The 15626-nt window shown below is 63.6% G+C and carries 15 protein-coding genes; 8 read left to right on the top strand and 7 right to left on the bottom strand.

What is annotated here, in order from left to right; all coding sequences use genetic code 11:
* Positions 1–27 precede the first annotated feature (27 nt).
* Entirely contained in the window at positions 28–366 is a 339-nt protein-coding gene (gene glnK, locus ACYUME_RS25765; RefSeq protein WP_002555808.1) for a P-II family nitrogen regulator, read from the bottom strand.
* A 400-nt stretch (positions 367–766) separates the two neighbouring features.
* Between glnK and ACYUME_RS25770 the strand changes: the two genes are divergently transcribed.
* The 8 genes from ACYUME_RS25770 to ACYUME_RS25805 all read left to right on the top strand — a co-directional run bounded on the left by ACYUME_RS25770 (position 767) and on the right by ACYUME_RS25805 (position 10114).
* A complete protein-coding gene (locus ACYUME_RS25770) occupies positions 767–1030 on the top strand; it encodes an accessory factor UbiK family protein (protein WP_279885463.1) in 264 nt (87 codons plus the stop codon).
* A 3-nt stretch (positions 1031–1033) separates the two neighbouring features.
* Entirely contained in the window at positions 1034–1387 is a 354-nt protein-coding gene (locus ACYUME_RS25775; RefSeq protein ID WP_460417548.1) for a gamma-glutamylcyclotransferase family protein, read from the top strand.
* A gap of 40 nt (positions 1388–1427) precedes the next feature.
* Positions 1428–1856, top strand: coding sequence for a TOBE domain-containing protein (locus ACYUME_RS25780; protein WP_460417550.1), 429 nt, complete (start codon positions 1428–1430; stop codon positions 1854–1856).
* A gap of 908 nt (positions 1857–2764) precedes the next feature.
* Positions 2765–5476 carry a magnesium-translocating P-type ATPase gene (mgtA, locus tag ACYUME_RS25785; RefSeq protein ID WP_460417552.1) on the top strand — a complete coding sequence of 904 codons (2712 nt, stop codon included), beginning with the start codon at positions 2765–2767 and terminating at the stop codon, positions 5474–5476.
* A gap of 9 nt (positions 5477–5485) precedes the next feature.
* Positions 5486–5845, top strand: coding sequence for a DUF2493 domain-containing protein (locus tag ACYUME_RS25790; protein ID WP_460417554.1), 360 nt, complete (start codon positions 5486–5488; stop codon positions 5843–5845).
* 253 nt (positions 5846–6098) lie between these two features.
* On the top strand, positions 6099–6581 hold the full coding sequence (locus ACYUME_RS25795; protein ID WP_279885489.1) for a sigma-70 family RNA polymerase sigma factor: 483 nt from the start codon (positions 6099–6101) through the stop codon (positions 6579–6581).
* Positions 6578–7519 (top strand): FecR domain-containing protein, encoded by a 942-nt coding sequence (locus ACYUME_RS25800; RefSeq protein WP_460417556.1) that lies wholly within the window; start codon positions 6578–6580, stop codon positions 7517–7519. Before ACYUME_RS25795 ends, ACYUME_RS25800 begins: the two co-directional genes overlap by 4 nt.
* 81 nt (positions 7520–7600) lie before the next feature.
* Positions 7601–10114, top strand: a complete 2514-nt coding sequence (locus ACYUME_RS25805) for a TonB-dependent siderophore receptor (RefSeq protein ID WP_460417558.1) — start codon at positions 7601–7603, stop codon at positions 10112–10114.
* Between the two features lie 50 nt (positions 10115–10164).
* Here ACYUME_RS25805 and ACYUME_RS25810 read toward each other — a convergent pair whose 3' ends face one another.
* From ACYUME_RS25810 to ACYUME_RS25835, 6 genes are all read right to left on the bottom strand, one after another.
* On the bottom strand, positions 10165–10842 hold the full coding sequence (locus ACYUME_RS25810) for a phenylalanine--tRNA ligase beta subunit-related protein (protein WP_460417560.1): 678 nt from the start codon (positions 10840–10842) through the stop codon (positions 10165–10167).
* Entirely contained in the window at positions 10839–12080 is a 1242-nt protein-coding gene (locus ACYUME_RS25815) for an ATP-grasp domain-containing protein (protein WP_460417562.1), read from the bottom strand. The genes ACYUME_RS25810 and ACYUME_RS25815 overlap by 4 nt, the downstream gene beginning before the upstream one ends.
* A gap of 6 nt (positions 12081–12086) precedes the next feature.
* Positions 12087–13268 carry an MFS transporter gene (locus tag ACYUME_RS25820; RefSeq protein WP_460417563.1) on the bottom strand — a complete coding sequence of 394 codons (1182 nt, stop codon included), beginning with the start codon at positions 13266–13268 and terminating at the stop codon, positions 12087–12089.
* A gap of 19 nt (positions 13269–13287) precedes the next feature.
* Positions 13288–13590 (bottom strand): Rieske 2Fe-2S domain-containing protein, encoded by a 303-nt coding sequence (locus ACYUME_RS25825; protein ID WP_279885433.1) that lies wholly within the window; start codon positions 13588–13590, stop codon positions 13288–13290.
* A complete protein-coding gene (locus tag ACYUME_RS25830; RefSeq protein ID WP_460417564.1) occupies positions 13587–14807 on the bottom strand; it encodes an iron-containing redox enzyme family protein in 1221 nt (406 codons plus the stop codon). Before ACYUME_RS25830 ends, ACYUME_RS25825 begins: the two co-directional genes overlap by 4 nt.
* Positions 14808–15092: 285 nt before the next feature.
* Complete coding sequence (locus ACYUME_RS25835) at positions 15093–15515, bottom strand: Lrp/AsnC family transcriptional regulator (RefSeq protein WP_279885429.1); 423 nt, start codon at positions 15513–15515, stop codon at positions 15093–15095.
* Positions 15516–15626 lie beyond the last annotated feature (111 nt).

Consider the following 15626-nt stretch of genomic DNA (forward strand, 5'->3'; position numbering starts at 1 on the left):
GGGTTTGGTGAGGCTTTTTTGTAGCGCTTAGATCGCGTCGGTATCGGTTTCGCCGGTACGGATGCGGATCGCCTGCTCCAGATTGACCACGAAGATCTTGCCGTCGCCGATCTTGCCGGTGTTGGCCGCCTTGGTGATGGCTTCGATCACCCGATCGAGGTCCTTGTCGTCGATGGCGACATCGATCTTCACCTTGGGCAGGAAATCGACCACGTATTCAGCGCCGCGGTACAGCTCGGTGTGACCCTTCTGCCGACCGAAGCCTTTGACTTCGGTCACGGTGATGCCCTGCACGCCGATTTCCGACAACGACTCGCGCACGTCGTCCAGCTTGAACGGCTTGATGATGGCAGTGACTAGCTTCATGAAACTCTCTCCCGATTTGGTGGACTTGCCCCAGGAAAACAAACCCGTCTCAAGTCTAAGCGCAGCGCCTGGCTTTGTAACGCGTCGTCGGCTCCATCCTCCCCGCCGACGCACGATCCGGCTGTGAATCCTCCGGCTCCGCCTGCGCACTGCCTGGTCACAAGGGACTGCATCAGTGCATGGCTCGCTCAGGTCTTTGCAGAAACCTTGCCAGTTGGCGCAAGTCACGGGAAAACAGGTAGTTGCGCGAATCGGTAGGGATTGGCCAATCGCCAGCAGGGAAAAAGCGCACAAAATCGGTGCGCGACCTTTGGCCGCCCTGCGCGAAAAGCGTGCAGCGCAAGTGGCCCGGAGCCCCGTGCTACACTGCTGCCCTTTCAGTGATCAGCGGATACCAGACATGCTCGCGCCCAAAGCCTTCCTCGATGCCCTGAGCGACCAGGCCTCGCGCCTGTTCAGCGGCGACACCGCCGCGCCCCGCGCCGAACTGGAAAGCCAGTTCAAGGTGCTGATGCAAGGTGCGTTCAGCAAGCTCGACCTGGTCAGCCGCGAGGAGTTCGACAGCCAGATGGTAGTGTTGGCCCGCACCCGTGCTCGCCTCGAAGCGCTGGAAAAGCAGTTCGCCGAGCTGGAAGCACGGATCGCCCCGCCCACGCAGGAATAAGCCATGCAACCGTCCAGCGATTACCCGGTACTGCTGTTCTCCTACGGCACCTTGCAGGACAAGGCCGTGCAACTGGCCAACTTCGGCCGTGAACTGACCGGCCAGGCCGACCGCATGCCGGGCTATCGCCAGGACTGGGTGCAGATCACCGACCCTGAAGTGCTGGCCACCAGCGGCAAGAGCCACCACCCCATCGTCTCCCCCAGCGAGCGGGCCGAGGACAGCGTTGCCGGCATGGTCTTCCAGATCAGCGAACAAGAGCTGGCCGCCGCCGACCGCTACGAAGTGTCGGACTACAAGCGTATCGCCGTCAGCCTCGCCTCGGGGCTGACCGCCTGGGTTTATGTACGCGCCTGAATCCCTCGGGCGCGATGATTCATACACGGAGCGTTTCCCCATGAAAGTCAGTGCACGCAATGTCTTCGAAGGCAAGGTCAGCAACGTTCAGTCGGGCGCGGTGAATGCCGAAGTCGAGCTGACCCTGGGCGGTGGCGAGAAACTGGTCGCGGTGGTGACCATGGCCAGCCTGCACAGCCTCAACATCAATGTCGGCAAGCAGGCTGTCGCGCTGGTCAAGGCGCCGTGGGTAGTGCTGATGACCGACGCAGCCGGCTACAAGCTGTCCGCGCGCAACAGCCTGGAAGGCGAAGTGGTACGCGTCGGTGACGGCGCGGTGAACGCCGAGGTGGTGCTGAAGCTCTCCGGTGGTACCGAGGTGTATGCCATCGTCACCCGCGAAGCGGTGCAGGAACTTGGCCTCAAGCCGGGCGTGAAAGCCACCGCGCTGATCAAGGCTTCGCACATCATCCTCGGCGCCAAGGCCTGATCGAATGCCCGCTTCTGCCTTGACCGGGCAGGAGCGCGCACACCCTGTGGGAGCGGCTTCAGCCGCGAAGCAAGCGACGCGGTGGATGGCACCGGCTGCGCCGGTGTTCGCGGCTAAAGCCGCTCCCACAGGTCCCCGCTAAATCAATAACGTATGTGCAAGCCCCACGATTGCCCCAGATTAATTCACCTTGCGCCAGATTAAACTTATTTAAGTTACACCTCCCCGGTTGACTTCCCCACTATGCTTTGCATAAAGTTCACCCGCCCCGAAAAGCGGGCCTTTATTTCAACTCACGAAGAATTCAATGGACACAGTATCTAGTCGCTGTCTGGCCGCCCTCGGGCGTCAGGCACTTGAACCGGAACTCCGGGCCCGCCCCTAGGTCGGGCAAGCCGCGCCAGAGCCTGCTGCTCCGCCGTAGCTTGCCGCCCCGGGTGCCCGCCCGGTCGGAGGCAAGCTCATGAACCTCGATATCGCCATCCCTCGCCTGCGCGCCTGTGCGCACCAGGCCCCGCACCGTCCTGTACTCGGCTGGGGCCTGTCCTCGTCCCTGGAACCGCCCAGTCGATAGCGCGCCCGTTGCTGCCTGCAGTGACGCGCGCGATGCTGTCCGTTCGCTGAACTGACGCCATTTAATTCGTCAGAAATTTCCGAACTTTAAATAATTAAAGTTCGTTGGAATGCTATTGCCCGCCATTTAACAAAGGGATTAACCGACCATGGAATCAGCCAGTAGAAAGTTCGCTGCCGATCTTATTTCCGGCATTCGCCAGCGAACACGTAAACGTCGGAAAAATCACGTTTTTCACTGTTTAAAAGATTGCGACACGAGACACTTTCACTCACCGCCCCCACCGTGAGTCGACTGTGTGTCGTGCCGCCTCCTGCGGCAGGAGCACAGCCAAATGACCGTAAAAGAGCGCAACACCCAGCAAAAAGCCGGCGAAAATACCCGCCTCTCCATGCGCGCCGCCCGCGAAGCGCGCAACAGCCTCACCGTCACCTTCGCCAACCTCGATGCCAGCGAACTGGGCCTGACCGAGCACGAGGCCGCCAAGCGCCTGCAGCGCGACGGCGCCAACGAAGTCGCCCACGACAAGCCGCAACCGGCCCTGCTGCAACTGTTCAAGGCGCTGCACAACCCCTTCATCTACGTACTGCTCACTCTCGCCGGTATCAGCTTCGTCACCGACTACTGGCTGCCGCTGCGCGCAGGCGACATGGAGGAGGCCGACCTGACCAAGGTCATCATCATCATGACCATGGTCAGCGTCAGCGGCCTGCTGCGCTTCTGGCAGGAATACCGCTCGGGCAAGGCCGCCGACGCGCTCAAGGCCATGGTCCGCACCACCGCCACCGTGCTGCGCCGCGAACGCCACGACCAACCGCCACGCCTGCGCGAAGTGCCGATGAACGAACTGGTGGCCGGAGATATCGTGCAGCTGGCCGCTGGCGACATGATCCCCGCCGATATCCGCCTGATCGAGTCCCGCGACCTGTTCATCAGTCAGGCCGTGCTGACCGGTGAAGCACTGCCGGTAGAGAAGTACGACACCCTCGGCCACGTCGCGCAGAAATCCGCCGCCGACCACGCCAGCGGCGAAAGCAACCTGCTCGACCTGCCCAACATCGGCTTCATGGGCACCAACGTGGTCAGCGGCCGCGCCCGCGCCGTGGTGGTGGCCACCGGCAAGCGCACCTACTTCGGTTCGCTGGCCAAGGCCATCGTCGGCTCGCGCAGCCAGACCGCCTTCGACCGTGGCGTGAACAGCGTCAGCCGCCTGCTGATCCGCTTCATGCTGGTGATGGTACCGGTGGTGTTCATGCTCAACGGCGTGGTCAAGGGTGACTGGAGCGACGCCTTCCTGTTCGCCCTGGCCGTGGCCGTGGGCCTGACCCCGGAAATGCTGCCGATGATCGTCAGTGCCAACCTGGCCAAGGGCGCCATGGCCATGGCCCGGCGCAAGGTGGTGGTCAAGCGTCTGAATGCCATCCAGAACTTCGGCTCGATGGACGTGCTGTGCACCGACAAGACCGGCACCCTGACCCAGGACCGCATCATCCTCGAGCACCACGTCGACCCCAGCGGCCACAAGGACCCGCGCCTGCTGGAACTGGCCTGGCTGAACAGCCACCACCAGAGCGGCGTGAAGAACCTGATGGACCAGGCCGTGCTGCGCTTTGCCGGCGAAGACCAAGGCTTCCAGCCACCCTATGCCTACGCCAAGGTCGACGAACTGCCCTTCGACTTCATTCGCCGGCGCCTGTCGGTGATCGTCAAGGACGCCCTGGGCGAGCACCTGCTGGTGAGCAAGGGCGCCGTCGAGGAAATGCTGGCCATCGCCACCCATGTGGAAGAGCACGGCCAGCGGGTCGTCCTGGACGCCGGGCGTCGTCAGCAACTGATGGCCACCGCCAGCGCCTACAACCAGGATGGTTTCCGCGTGCTGCTGGTCGGCACCCGCGATATTCCCGCCGCCGACGGCAAGGCTCAGTACCGCACCGAGGACGAGCGCGAATTGGTGATCCGTGGCTTCCTGACCTTCCTCGACCCGCCCAAGGAAACCGCCGGCCCGGCCATCGCCGCCTTGCGCGAGATGGGGGTGAAGGTCAAGGTACTGACCGGCGACAATCCGGTGGTCACCTGCAAGGTCTGCCGCGAAGTGGGGCTGGAACCCGGCCAGCCACTGCTCGGCCAGGACATCGAACGCCTGGACGACACCCAGCTCAAGGCACTGGTCGAAGAACGCACGGTGTTCGCCAAGCTCGCCCCGCTGCAGAAGTCGCGGGTACTCAAGGCGCTACAGGCCAACGGCCACACCGTGGGCTTCCTTGGCGATGGCATCAACGACGCCCCGGCCCTGCGCGATGCCGACGTGGGCATCTCGGTGGACAGCGGCACCGACATCGCCAAGGAGTCGGCCGACATCATCCTCCTGGAAAAGAGCCTGATGGTGCTGGAGGAAGGCGTGCTCAAGGGCCGCGAAACCTTCGGCAACATCATGAAGTACCTGTGCATGACCGCCAGCTCCAACTTCGGCAACGTATTCTCGGTGCTGGTGGCCAGCGCGTTCATCCCGTTCATGCCGATGCTGGCGATCCACCTGTTGCTGCAGAACCTGATGTACGACTTCTCCCAGCTGTCGCTGCCGTGGGATCGCATGGACAAGGAGTTCCTGCGCGAGCCGCGCAAATGGGATGCCCGCAACATCGGCCGTTTCATGCTGTGGATCGGTCCGACCTCGTCGATCTTCGACATCACCACCTTCGCCCTGATGTGGTACGTGTTCGCCGCCAACAGCGTGGAAATGCAGGCGCTGTTCCAGTCCGGCTGGTTCATCGAGGGGCTGCTCTCGCAAACGCTGGTGGTACACATGCTGCGCACCCGCAAGGTGCCGTTCTTCCAGAGCACCGCGGCGCTGCCGGTGATCCTGGCCACCGGCCTGGTGATGTGCCTGGGCATCTACATCCCGTTCTCGCCGCTGGGGGCGATGGTCGGGCTGGTGCCGCTGCCGTGGGAATACTTCCCGTGGCTGGTCGCCACCCTGCTGGGCTACTGCCTGGTGGCCCAGGGCATGAAGACCCTGTACATCCGCCGCTTCGGCCAGTGGTTCTGAGGGATGGCCATGCGTGTACTGATCTGCGCGGGGCGCAACTACACCGACAGCCAACGCTGCCGCCAGGCGCTGGACGCCCTCCAGCGCCAGCAACCGATCCGGGTGCTGATCCACGGCGGCAGCCAGCACCTGGGCGGCGAGATCGAAGGCTGGGCCCGCGAACAAGGCGCCGACATCGTGCGCTACCCGCCCAACTGGCAGCTGCACGGCAAGCTGGCCGAACGCCTGCGCAACGTCTTCATGCTGCGCGACAGCCGGCCCGACCTGGTGTTGGCGCTGCCGGGCGGTGACGATACCGAGGAGCTGCTGGCGCGGGCGCGGGGATCGGGGATTCCGGTGATCTGCGGCAGGCAGCCACGGTCACATTGACCTGACCATCGGCATGCTTTCGCGCTGGGACCAGGACTGTGCGTGGGAGCGGGCTTGCCCCGCGAATGCCGGCCATGTCGATGCATGCCGCTTCGCAGGACAGGCCCGGTTCCCACAAAGGACTGACTCCCTCTTGAGCGCACGACCGCAAACCCCGTAGGATTGAGATCGATTCCCATCTGCATCTCTCTCATTCCTTTTGCAGGAGAGGCTCGTCGTGCCCTCACCCTCACTTCCGCCACCACGCCCGGCCATGGATGCGCTGTATCAGGACCACCACGCCTGGCTGCTGGGCTGGCTGCGGCGACGCCTGCAACATGCCGACAACGCCGCCGACCTGGCCCACGACACCTTCATGCAACTGCTTGGCCGGCCGGAGCTGATCCCGACGTTGCGCCAGCCGCGAGCCTGGCTCAGCAGCGTGGCCAAAGGATTGATGATCGACCGCCAGCGCCGGCACAAGCTGGAGACCGCCTACCTGCAGGCCCTGGCCAACCTGCCGGAACCCGAGGCGCCCTCGGCCGAGCGCCAGCTTATCTTGCTGCAAACGCTGATGCAGATCGACGCCATGCTCGATGGCCTGCCGGCGAAGGTGCGCATGGCCTTCCTGCTGTCGCGCCTGGAAGGCATGAGCTACCAGGAAATCGCCCATCACCTGGGGATCAGCCTGAGCAGTGTCGAGAAGTACATGGTCAAGGCCATCCGCCACTGCTACCTGGCAAGGCTGGAACCATGAGCGACGAGGTGCTCGACCAGGCTATCGGCTGGCTGGTCAGGCTCGAGTCGGCGCAGCATGCGCCGGCGCTGTGTGCCGCCTGCCTGGCCTGGCGCCAGCGCGACCCGCGCCACGAAGCCACCTGGCAGGCCCTGCAGGAAGCCCAGGCCTGCTTCAGCCAGGCCCGCGAGCTGCCCGGGGGCGTTGCCCTGCGTGCGTTGACGGCGCCCGAGCGGGCGGATCGCCGGCACGCCCTCAAGCTGCTCACCCTCGGCCTGCTGGGACTGGGCCTGAGCGGCACGGCACTGCAACACTCACCCTGGCGCCTGAGCCTGGCCGACCACAGCACCCGCACCGGAGAGCGCCGCCATGTCCAGCTGGCCGATGGCAGCGAGCTGCAGCTCAACAGCCGCAGCGCGGTCAACGTGCGCTTCAGCGCGACCGAACGCCGGGTCGAACTGCTTGAAGGGCAGGTCTATGTCCGCGCGCAGGGCGACACCCGGCAACGCCCCCTGTGCGTGACCAGCGCCGAGGCCAGCCTGTGGACGTTCGACGCGGCATTCGATGTCTGCCAGGCGCGCGGCAACACGCGCCTGGCCATCGACCAGGGCCAGGTCGCGATCCAGGTGCCCGGGCGAGCCCAGCAACTGGCCAAGGCCGGCGAGCAGTACCGCATCGATCGCCATGGCGCGCAGCCCTTGGCCACTCCCCAGGCCCAGGGCTCGGCCTGGACCCGTGGCCTGCTGATCGCCAACGACATGCCCCTGGCCGAACTGGCCGAGACCCTGGCCCGCCAGCGCGAAGGCTGGGTCGGCTGCGACCCGGCGGTGGCCGGCCTGCGCGTTTCCGGGGTGTTCCAGCTCGACGACACCGACAATGCCCTGCGCAGCCTGGCCCACACCTGGCCGGTGCGCCTGCAATGGCGCACCGCGTTGTGGGTGCGCATCCTCCCGGCGTAAAGAAAATCGATTCTCGTTTACGGGTTTTCACCGCTCCTTCGACAAACAGGAAAAACACCTGCCAATTCCCAGGAGCTTCCGATGGATCTGCTGTCCCGCTACCGCCCCACCTTGCTCGCCCAGGCCCTGCTGCTTGGCGCCGGCATCGGCCTGACCCACCCCGTGCTGGCCGAACAGCCGCTGCGCCGTTACGACCTGCCCGCCGCGCCGCTGGCCGAAGCCCTCAACCGCTTCGCCGAGCAGGCCGGCATCAGCCTGCCGTACGACCCGCAGCTGGTGCAGGGCAGGCAGGCCAGGCCGGTGCGCGGCCAGTTGCCCACCGACATGGCGTTGTACCTGATGCTTGAAGGCACCGGGCTCAAGGCCGTGCAGGCCGCCGACGGCAACTGGGCGCTGCAGCCCGCCGCCGACAGCGGCGGCGCCCTGGAACTCGGCAGCACGCAGGTTCAGGGGCAGGGCATGGGCCAGGCCACCGAGGGCACGCGCTCCTACACCACCGGGCTGGTCAGCGTGGGTTCGAAGACCCCGACAAGCCTTAAGGACACCCCGCAGTCGGTATCGGTGGTCAGCCGCCAGCTGATCGAGGACCGGCGCATGGTCAGCCTCGACGACGCGATGAAGTTCACCCCCGGCATCACCCTGCGCAACGTCAATTTCAACACCCAGGAATTCATCTCCCGCGGCTTTGCGATCGACAACCTGCAGATCGACGGCACGGCACCGATGGACATCGGCAACGGCCTGGGCACCTTCTACAGCCAGCGCAAGTACGACCTGGCCGCCTACGACCATGTCGAAGTGCTGCGCGGCGCCAGCGGCCTGCTCGGTGGCACCGGCAACCCCGGCGGCATCGTCAACCTGGTGCGCAAGCGCCCACTCGATCACTACCAGCTCAAGCTCGAAGCCTCGGCGGGTTCCTGGGACAACTACCGCAGCGAAGTGGATGTCACAGGTCCCCTGGCCTTCGACGGCAAGCTGCGCGGACGGATGGTGGCCGCCTACCAGGACCGCCAGTACTTCTTCGACAACCGCAGCACCGAACGGCCGTTCTTCTATGGCGTGCTCGAGGCCGACGTCAGCGACGCCACCATGCTCACTTTCGGCGGCAGCTACGACAAGGTCCATGAAAACGGCGTGGGCGACGGCCTGCCGCGCTACAGCACCGGCGGCGACCTGAAACTGCCGCGGCATACCTGGTACACCACCAACAGCGCCTGGAACGACAGCTACACCCGCGAGCTGTTCGCCAAGCTCGACCATCGCTTCTCCGATGACTGGAAGCTCAACACCTCCTACACCTATTCGTACAACGAAGGCTCCACCGAAGGCGTGATCCCCTACGGCTCCGTTGACGAGAACAGCAACACCGGCCCCTACTGGTGGGGCAGCTATGTCTCCAGCTGGAGCAAGCAGTCGGTGTTCGACGTCAACCTCTCCGGCACCTTCGACGCCCTCGGCCGCCAGCACGAACTGCTGGTGGGTGGCGACTACCAGGAGGTCACCAGCCGCTGGCGGGCGGCCCAGGGCAAGGTCGGCCTGGGCGGCATGATCGACCTGTGGGACCCGCAGTCGACACCGTTGCCGACCGAGGCCACCAACCATGCCTTCTACCGCGACTACTACCCCAACAAACGCAAGCAGTATGGCCTGTACTCCACCCTGCGCCTGCAGTTGGCCGACCCGCTCAAGCTGGTGATCGGCGCCCGCGCCCAGCGCTATACCTTCGAGCAGGCCTACGCCACGCGCAACCGCGACGGCTCCGGGGACTGGGCCCGCCAGGACCAGGTCTCGCACAGCGAGCCGACCACCCTGGTGCCATTCGGTGGCCTGATCTACGCGCTCGACGACCAGTGGTCGACCTACGTCAGCTACGCCGAGATCTACAAGCCCCAGGCGCAGAAGCTCAAAGGCCCGGAAAAGTCCGGCACCTCCCTCGACCCGATGACCGGCAAGACCTACGAGACCGGGATCAAGGGCGAGCTGTTCGACGGCGCGCTGAACCTCAGCGCCGCGCTGTTCTACACCAAGCGTGAACACCAGGCGATCAAGGACCCCGCCTATCCCGACACACCGTTCAGCTACAGCGCCTCCTGCTGCTTCATCGGCCAGGGCAAGGTGGTCAGCAAGGGTATCGACCTGGAGGCCACCGGCGAAATCCTCCCGGGCTGGGATGTGATCGCCGGCTATACCCTCAACCTGATGGACGACCAGAGCGAGGAGACGCTGTACAGCACCGTCACACCCAAGCACCTGTTCAAACTCTGGTCGGTCTACACCCTGCCGGGCGACTGGTCGGCGTGGCGCGTCGGCGCCGGGGTCACCGCCCAGAGCGCCAGCTACGTGGAAGGCAAGGCCTACCGCTTCGACGCCAACTGGAACACCGTGGGCGAAGCCCCGTTCGACTTCAGCCAGAGCGGCTACGCGGTCTACGACGCCATGCTCGAGTACAAGGTCGACGACCACTGGACCCTGGCCCTGAACGGCAACAACCTGTTCGACCGCAAGTACTACGCCAGCGTCGGTACGTCCGAGTACGGCAACTACTACGGTGAGCCGCGCAACTTCGTGCTGACCTTGCGCGGCGTATTCGATTGAAGCGAAGCGGGGCGCTGATGCGCCCCGCCGTGGATGCGTTGGTCCTGGCGCTACGTCTCGAGCACCGTCTCCAGAAAATGCGCCTGCATCTTCGGCATGCTCTGGCCCAACAACTCGATCACCTCGGCGATGCGCGCACGGTTGAACGCCGCCGAGGTGTCCTCATGCCCCAGGATCACCACCACCACCCGCTCCACATCCGCGGTGATGCGGTGCCCATGGGAGTCGGCGTCCAGACTGCCCAGCACTGCCAAGGGCTGCCCCTGCACCGCATAGAGCAGGTCGCCGGGCGGCACGTCATGAGCCTTGCGGGCAAACATCGGGTGGATGCGCACCGGTTCCCGGGCACGAAAGACTTCGATGTCCAGGTCCTCATCGAAGCGGTGCGCTCCGATGCTGATACCGTGCCGAATGGCCACCGCGTTATAGGCATCGACGAACGTGTTGATCGACTTGACCCCACGCGCGACGAAATTCTTCAGCAGCCGCTCGTTGGCGCTCATCGTTCCTGGGTAGCCCAGGCGCGCCAGCTGACTGGCGAACCCGGTGAACACCGGATCGTCCTCCAATGTGCCCATCCGCTCGGCAATGGCGTTGAGGTTTTCCTGCAGCACCGCAAGATAGGTCGGCTCCTGTGTCACCCGGATATTCGAGATGACCGCCGCACAGGGATTGCTGACACCCACCGCCGCGGCGCATGGGCGAACACGTAGTCTGGCATCGCTCACTGGTCGGTTTCCTGTTCGTTCCACAGCAAGGCACGCAGGCGCTCGGCCCCCGCCGTCACCCCTTCGGCCTGGGCATGGCTGAGCCAGAACAGGCCTGGGCAGGTGGCGAAATCGATCGTCGGAGCCGTGGCCTGCCCTGGCTCGACGAAGTACTTGTGGCCTTTGTAGCCCGCGACCGCCTTGGCCTCGTCGAGCGCGGCAGCCCCAGGCAGCGAGAATGGGCGTCGGCTATCGGCATAGAAAAATCCGACTTGCCCGTGCGCCACCAGGCTGACCTTGTCGGTCCGTGCATGTACGTCATCACACAGATAGCTTTGCACCGCGAGATCGACCAGGGCCGGATGGTAGGTACTGGTGAACAGCGAAGGCGCGACACCACCATGCAGGCGCGCCCCGGCCTCGATCATGACCGGACCCTCGTCCGCCCAGATGATCTCCATGTGGATCGGTCCGACCACGATGTCCAACGCCGCTGCCGCCTGGCGTGCGTAGTCGATCAAAGGCTGCAGCTCAGGCAACGCGGGGTCGAGGATATCCAGGCTCTCGTAGACGAACTGCCCGCCATTGCGCGCGATCTTCTTGTACTTGCAGACCGAGGCGATCACGTAGCTGGAGCCGAACGCCACCATGTCCACGACATACTCGGGGCCGGCGACGAAAGGCTGGACGATGAAGCCCTGGTTGACCTCGCCAAGGTCGTTGATCTGGTCCCAGCCGGCCACCAGCAGGGCCTGCTGCACACCGGTGCGGCCCTGGGCGAACACCACGCCATCGGTGGCCGCCGAGTTGATCGGCTTGACCACATAGTCGCGATGCTCGTCCAGCCCGTGCAGGCATTCGTTGATTGCGTCGACCGAAGTGACCAGCCGCGACTCGATGTGCGCCAGGTTGCTGTCCTTCAAGGCGGCCTGCATGACGAACTTTTGCCGACGACGCGCACTGCTGGACTCGCGGTTACCGCGCACGCCAAGCTGCTCGGCGATGTGGTCCGCCAGGTAGACCGCTGTCTCACAACCGGCGACCACCGCGCTGACCGGCAAGTCCCTGAACGTCGGCAACAGTGCCTCGTCCCAATAGAAGGTCTCTTCGAAGTCGTCGCTCTGCAGGTCGTTGATGAAATGCGCCGGCAGCTCCCGGGAGGAAATCACTGCGATGCACTTGAAGCCTCGGGCCTTGAACACGGGCGCATAAAGACGCCCGGTCGACAACGGATCCACCAGGATCACGAATTTTTCCATGACTTTTTACTCCGTTGCCACAGAAGGTGAACGAGAAGACGCCAGCTGCCAACCCAGCGCTGCCAGGCCCAGGAGCAACGCGGCGCAAATCATCAGCGGGCGGGCCGCGTCGAGGCCGAACACGCTGGCCGAGGCCAGCAACGTCAGCAACATCGGCGCGGAGCCACTGAGCATCAGGTAGACGAACGCACTCTGCGACGCGAAGGTGTCCGCCGTGGCACTGTCCGCGGCCGCCTCGATCAGGTGTTTGCGCAACGCGATACGCAGATAGTTGATGGAGAAGCCCAGACCAAAGGTGGCGATGCCGATCAGCACCGTGCTCTGCGCGAACACGATCAACGCGTCGGCCGCGACGATGAACGCCAGGCACAGCAGATACGGTAGACGCACCCGGGTCAGCACGGCGGCGCTGAAGGCGCCGAGCCCGGCGAGCCCGCTGGCGATGCCGAACTGCGCGGCGCTCCAGCTGTTGAGCTGCTGGAACACGATCGGCACCAGGCTGTTGAAGGCACCGATATGGAAGCCGATCATGCCCAGCGCAACGATGAGCATGACGATCTTGCCGGGTATCGCCTGGCGCGCAGGGCGCGACTCGACCGACACGCTGTCGCCCTCCTCTGGCTGCTGATGCTCGTCGAGCACGAAAGCCAACGCCAGCGAACCGATGGCCACCAGGGAGATGCCCTGCAGAACGACCGTCAGGCTGAAGGCATCGACCACCACGCCCCCTAGCAAGGCGCCGCCGAACGCGCCGATCTGGATCGACGTCTGCATCAGCCGCGACGACGCGTCGCTGCTCAGCTTTCCGGCCAGGACCAGCTTGGTGTTGCTGGCTTCCAGGGTGCTGATGGTGAAGTAGTCGGTCATGCCGACCAGGAAGGCTATCAGCAGGAAGCCCACCGGGACCTGGATCACCGAGGTCAGGCTCAGCAGCCCCACCGCGGCGAAGATGATCAGACGGGTGAGTACCAGCCGCCGCATGCTCAGGGTCACGCGCCCGAAACGGGCCATGACACGCTCGACGATATAGGGCACCAGAGTCGCCACGCACAGCGTGGTCCCCAGCAGCACCGCCGACCCGGTAACTTTCAGCCCGTACCAGACCATGGCGATGACCATGGCCATGTCGAGGGCGGTGAACAAAGTGACCGTCGCGTAGAAGGTCGTGAGGGATGTCTTGGTCTTCATTGGCCTGCTCCTTGGTGGCTCACAGCACTTGCCAGGTTTCGACTGGCACGGCGTGGGGCACGATGAACGACAACTGATTGCCGACCCTCACGCTGACCAGTGCCTTGCGCTCCAGCCGACAAGTCTTGTAGGGGATGTCATGCCACGGGCAGACGATGTCCTGGCCATCGCCGGAGGCCTTGCCCAGGTGCAGGGGGCCGCCCCGGTGCGGGCAGGTCGCGGGCAGGAACTGCGCGCCTTTCGGCCCGCTGTTGCGGAAGTACAGGGTCTCGCCCACCTGCACCCGGTTGATCGCCGCGTCTGGGCTGTGGAAAACCTTCATGCCTGCGCTCCCAGGGCCGTCACCGAATAATCGCAGCTGTCACTGAGCACCAAGGTGCCATGCAGCATGCCCTTGGGGATCACGATGCCTTCGCCGGCATTGAGCACGATCTTCTGTTCAGGACCGGCGACGAACTCCAGCTGCCCCTCTTCGACCCAGAACAGTTCGTCGACAGGGTGGACGTGGGTGACCGACAGCTCGCCACGCAGCTCCTTGAAGAACATGTCGGGCGTGCGCAGCGGGCGCAACGCCGCGGCCTGGGCCTGGCATTCGGCCAGACGGTCATGCCAGTGAATATGGCTGTACATTTCCGCATCCGCCTTGTCCTGCAGCAGCCGGAACTCCTCGAAGCCACGCAGCAGGTCGGGAATGATGGCGTCGCCATATTGCTTCACCAGCGGAATGATCAACTTGTGCAGCGCCATGCGGCCATGGTGCACATCGATATGATTGTGCTCGTCGAAATAAAGCGTCGGCACGCTGCCAGCGAATACGTCCTTGATCGCGCGTGACTGATGGCGCGTGGTGAAGGCCAGTGTCGCCTCGGTGAAATACATGGCGCCAATATAGCGGAACAGCGAGCCATGGTTGGCGGACACATAATGGAAGTAATTGATCAGCGCGAGCGAAGAAGCGCTATAGAACTGCCAATAGTGATGAATATGGTGTGACAACCCGGCCTGCTTCAACATTTCTTCGAAAATGGAACTGTGTTTCTTCTCGTCGACGCCATAGCCATATTCATCGATGAGTATCTTGAACAGTTCACTGGTGTGGCTGCCGAAGTTACCCAATACATTGCGCGCCATGGCCGAGGCCTCGCTCAGGAAGTCCCCGGCGCACTGCACCAGGAAGTACCTGGCCGCCTGCTGCGGATTCCGGCTGCCGGTCAGTTCCCGGTGCAGGCTGGATTCACCCTTGGCGATGTCGTCGAGCACCTGCTGGGTGTGGGTCAGGAATGCGTCCAGGCACCAAGGGCCGCTGATGTCGACTTCCTTTTCCAGCCAATCGAAGACGAAATGCTCCAGTGCCGGGCGAATGAGCTTGCCGCAGGCCGCCAGCTCCGGATCGTAGAAGCTCTTGAACTCCTGCAGGTCCAGTTTGTTCGGCGCCTGGGGCAGGAATACCAGGTCTTGCTCATAGATATTCAACAACAAGCGCTGCGCCAGCAGATAGTTGTTACTCGCCAGGTCATTGACCGACGCCGAATCATTCAACAGCGACTCGCTGATGTCCTGCGGGCGACTGGGGCGAAAGAACGGTGAATGACTATAAAAGCGAGTGGCGGAAGAGAAGTGCGAAGAACCGCCATAAAAACTCAGTGCCTGAAACAGATGATTACCGACACTATCATGCTGCTGATTTTTGATTGTCCCTATCATTACCCAACCCGTCCATTGAGAACAAAGAACCAAGAGTTGGGCAATTCTAACAACGCGTCCAAATAGCAAGTAAGTGCAAAAACGCAGGTGTCGATAGTAATTTTCACTATCCGTTAGTCATTATTGCCACACCTTCAGAACCGGGTTGACGACGATCTCGGCGACAGCCTCCAGCGCCGTGATGCGCTCCTTCAGCTGCATCAGTTCCTCGAACCGTACGTAGTTCACTTCCAGGATCATGTCGAGCTCGCCGAAGATCGAGTAGCCGCGCACCACGCCCGGCATCACTTTCAGCAAGGGGAAGACCTCATGGCACTTCTTGTCCCTGAAGGTCAGCAGGAGAAACGCCGTCTGGTTGCTGGATCGCACGTCCTGCGCCAGTTCGATGGTGAACTTGAGGATCTTGCCGCTCTCCAGCAGCCGGTTGATACGCGATTCGACGGCAGTCCGCGACTTGTGTACCCGGCGAGCGATCTCGGCCAGGCTGGTGCGGGCGTTATGCTTCAGGATCTGAAGGATCTGCTCATCCGTTTTGTCGATCATCGTTTCTCTATCCAGGCTTTTATTGGCACGCGTGCCAGCGCCGGGATCGGCTGGCGGTGGCACGACATTTTCGAGGCATGATGCTCGGCAGCCCCGCCGACAGCAAGCAGC

The organism is Pseudomonas sp. microsymbiont 2, assembly GCF_054788395.1.

Bases quoted from the DNA above. Each gene is read 5' to 3' on its own strand.
- ACYUME_RS25820 (WP_460417563.1), bottom strand. From the start codon at position 13,268: ATGAAGACCAAGACATCCCTCACGACCTTCTACGCGACGGTCACTTTG.
- ACYUME_RS25800 (WP_460417556.1), top strand. From the start codon at position 6,578: ATGAGCGACGAGGTGCTCGACCAGGCTATCGGCTGGCTGGTCAGGCTC.
- ACYUME_RS25775 (WP_460417548.1), top strand. From the start codon at position 1,034: ATGCAACCGTCCAGCGATTACCCGGTACTGCTGTTCTCCTACGGCACC.
- ACYUME_RS25815 (WP_460417562.1), bottom strand. From the start codon at position 12,080: ATGGAAAAATTCGTGATCCTGGTGGATCCGTTGTCGACCGGGCGTCTT.
- ACYUME_RS25795 (WP_279885489.1), top strand. From the start codon at position 6,099: ATGGATGCGCTGTATCAGGACCACCACGCCTGGCTGCTGGGCTGGCTG.
- ACYUME_RS25790 (WP_460417554.1), top strand. From the start codon at position 5,486: ATGCGTGTACTGATCTGCGCGGGGCGCAACTACACCGACAGCCAACGC.
- ACYUME_RS25780 (WP_460417550.1), top strand. From the start codon at position 1,428: ATGAAAGTCAGTGCACGCAATGTCTTCGAAGGCAAGGTCAGCAACGTT.
- ACYUME_RS25825 (WP_279885433.1), bottom strand. From the start codon at position 13,590: ATGAAGGTTTTCCACAGCCCAGACGCGGCGATCAACCGGGTGCAGGTG.
- ACYUME_RS25835 (WP_279885429.1), bottom strand. From the start codon at position 15,515: ATGATCGACAAAACGGATGAGCAGATCCTTCAGATCCTGAAGCATAAC.
- mgtA (WP_460417552.1), top strand. From the start codon at position 2,765: ATGACCGTAAAAGAGCGCAACACCCAGCAAAAAGCCGGCGAAAATACC.
- ACYUME_RS25770 (WP_279885463.1), top strand. From the start codon at position 767: ATGCTCGCGCCCAAAGCCTTCCTCGATGCCCTGAGCGACCAGGCCTCG.
- ACYUME_RS25805 (WP_460417558.1), top strand. From the start codon at position 7,601: ATGGATCTGCTGTCCCGCTACCGCCCCACCTTGCTCGCCCAGGCCCTG.
- glnK (WP_002555808.1), bottom strand. From the start codon at position 366: ATGAAGCTAGTCACTGCCATCATCAAGCCGTTCAAGCTGGACGACGTG.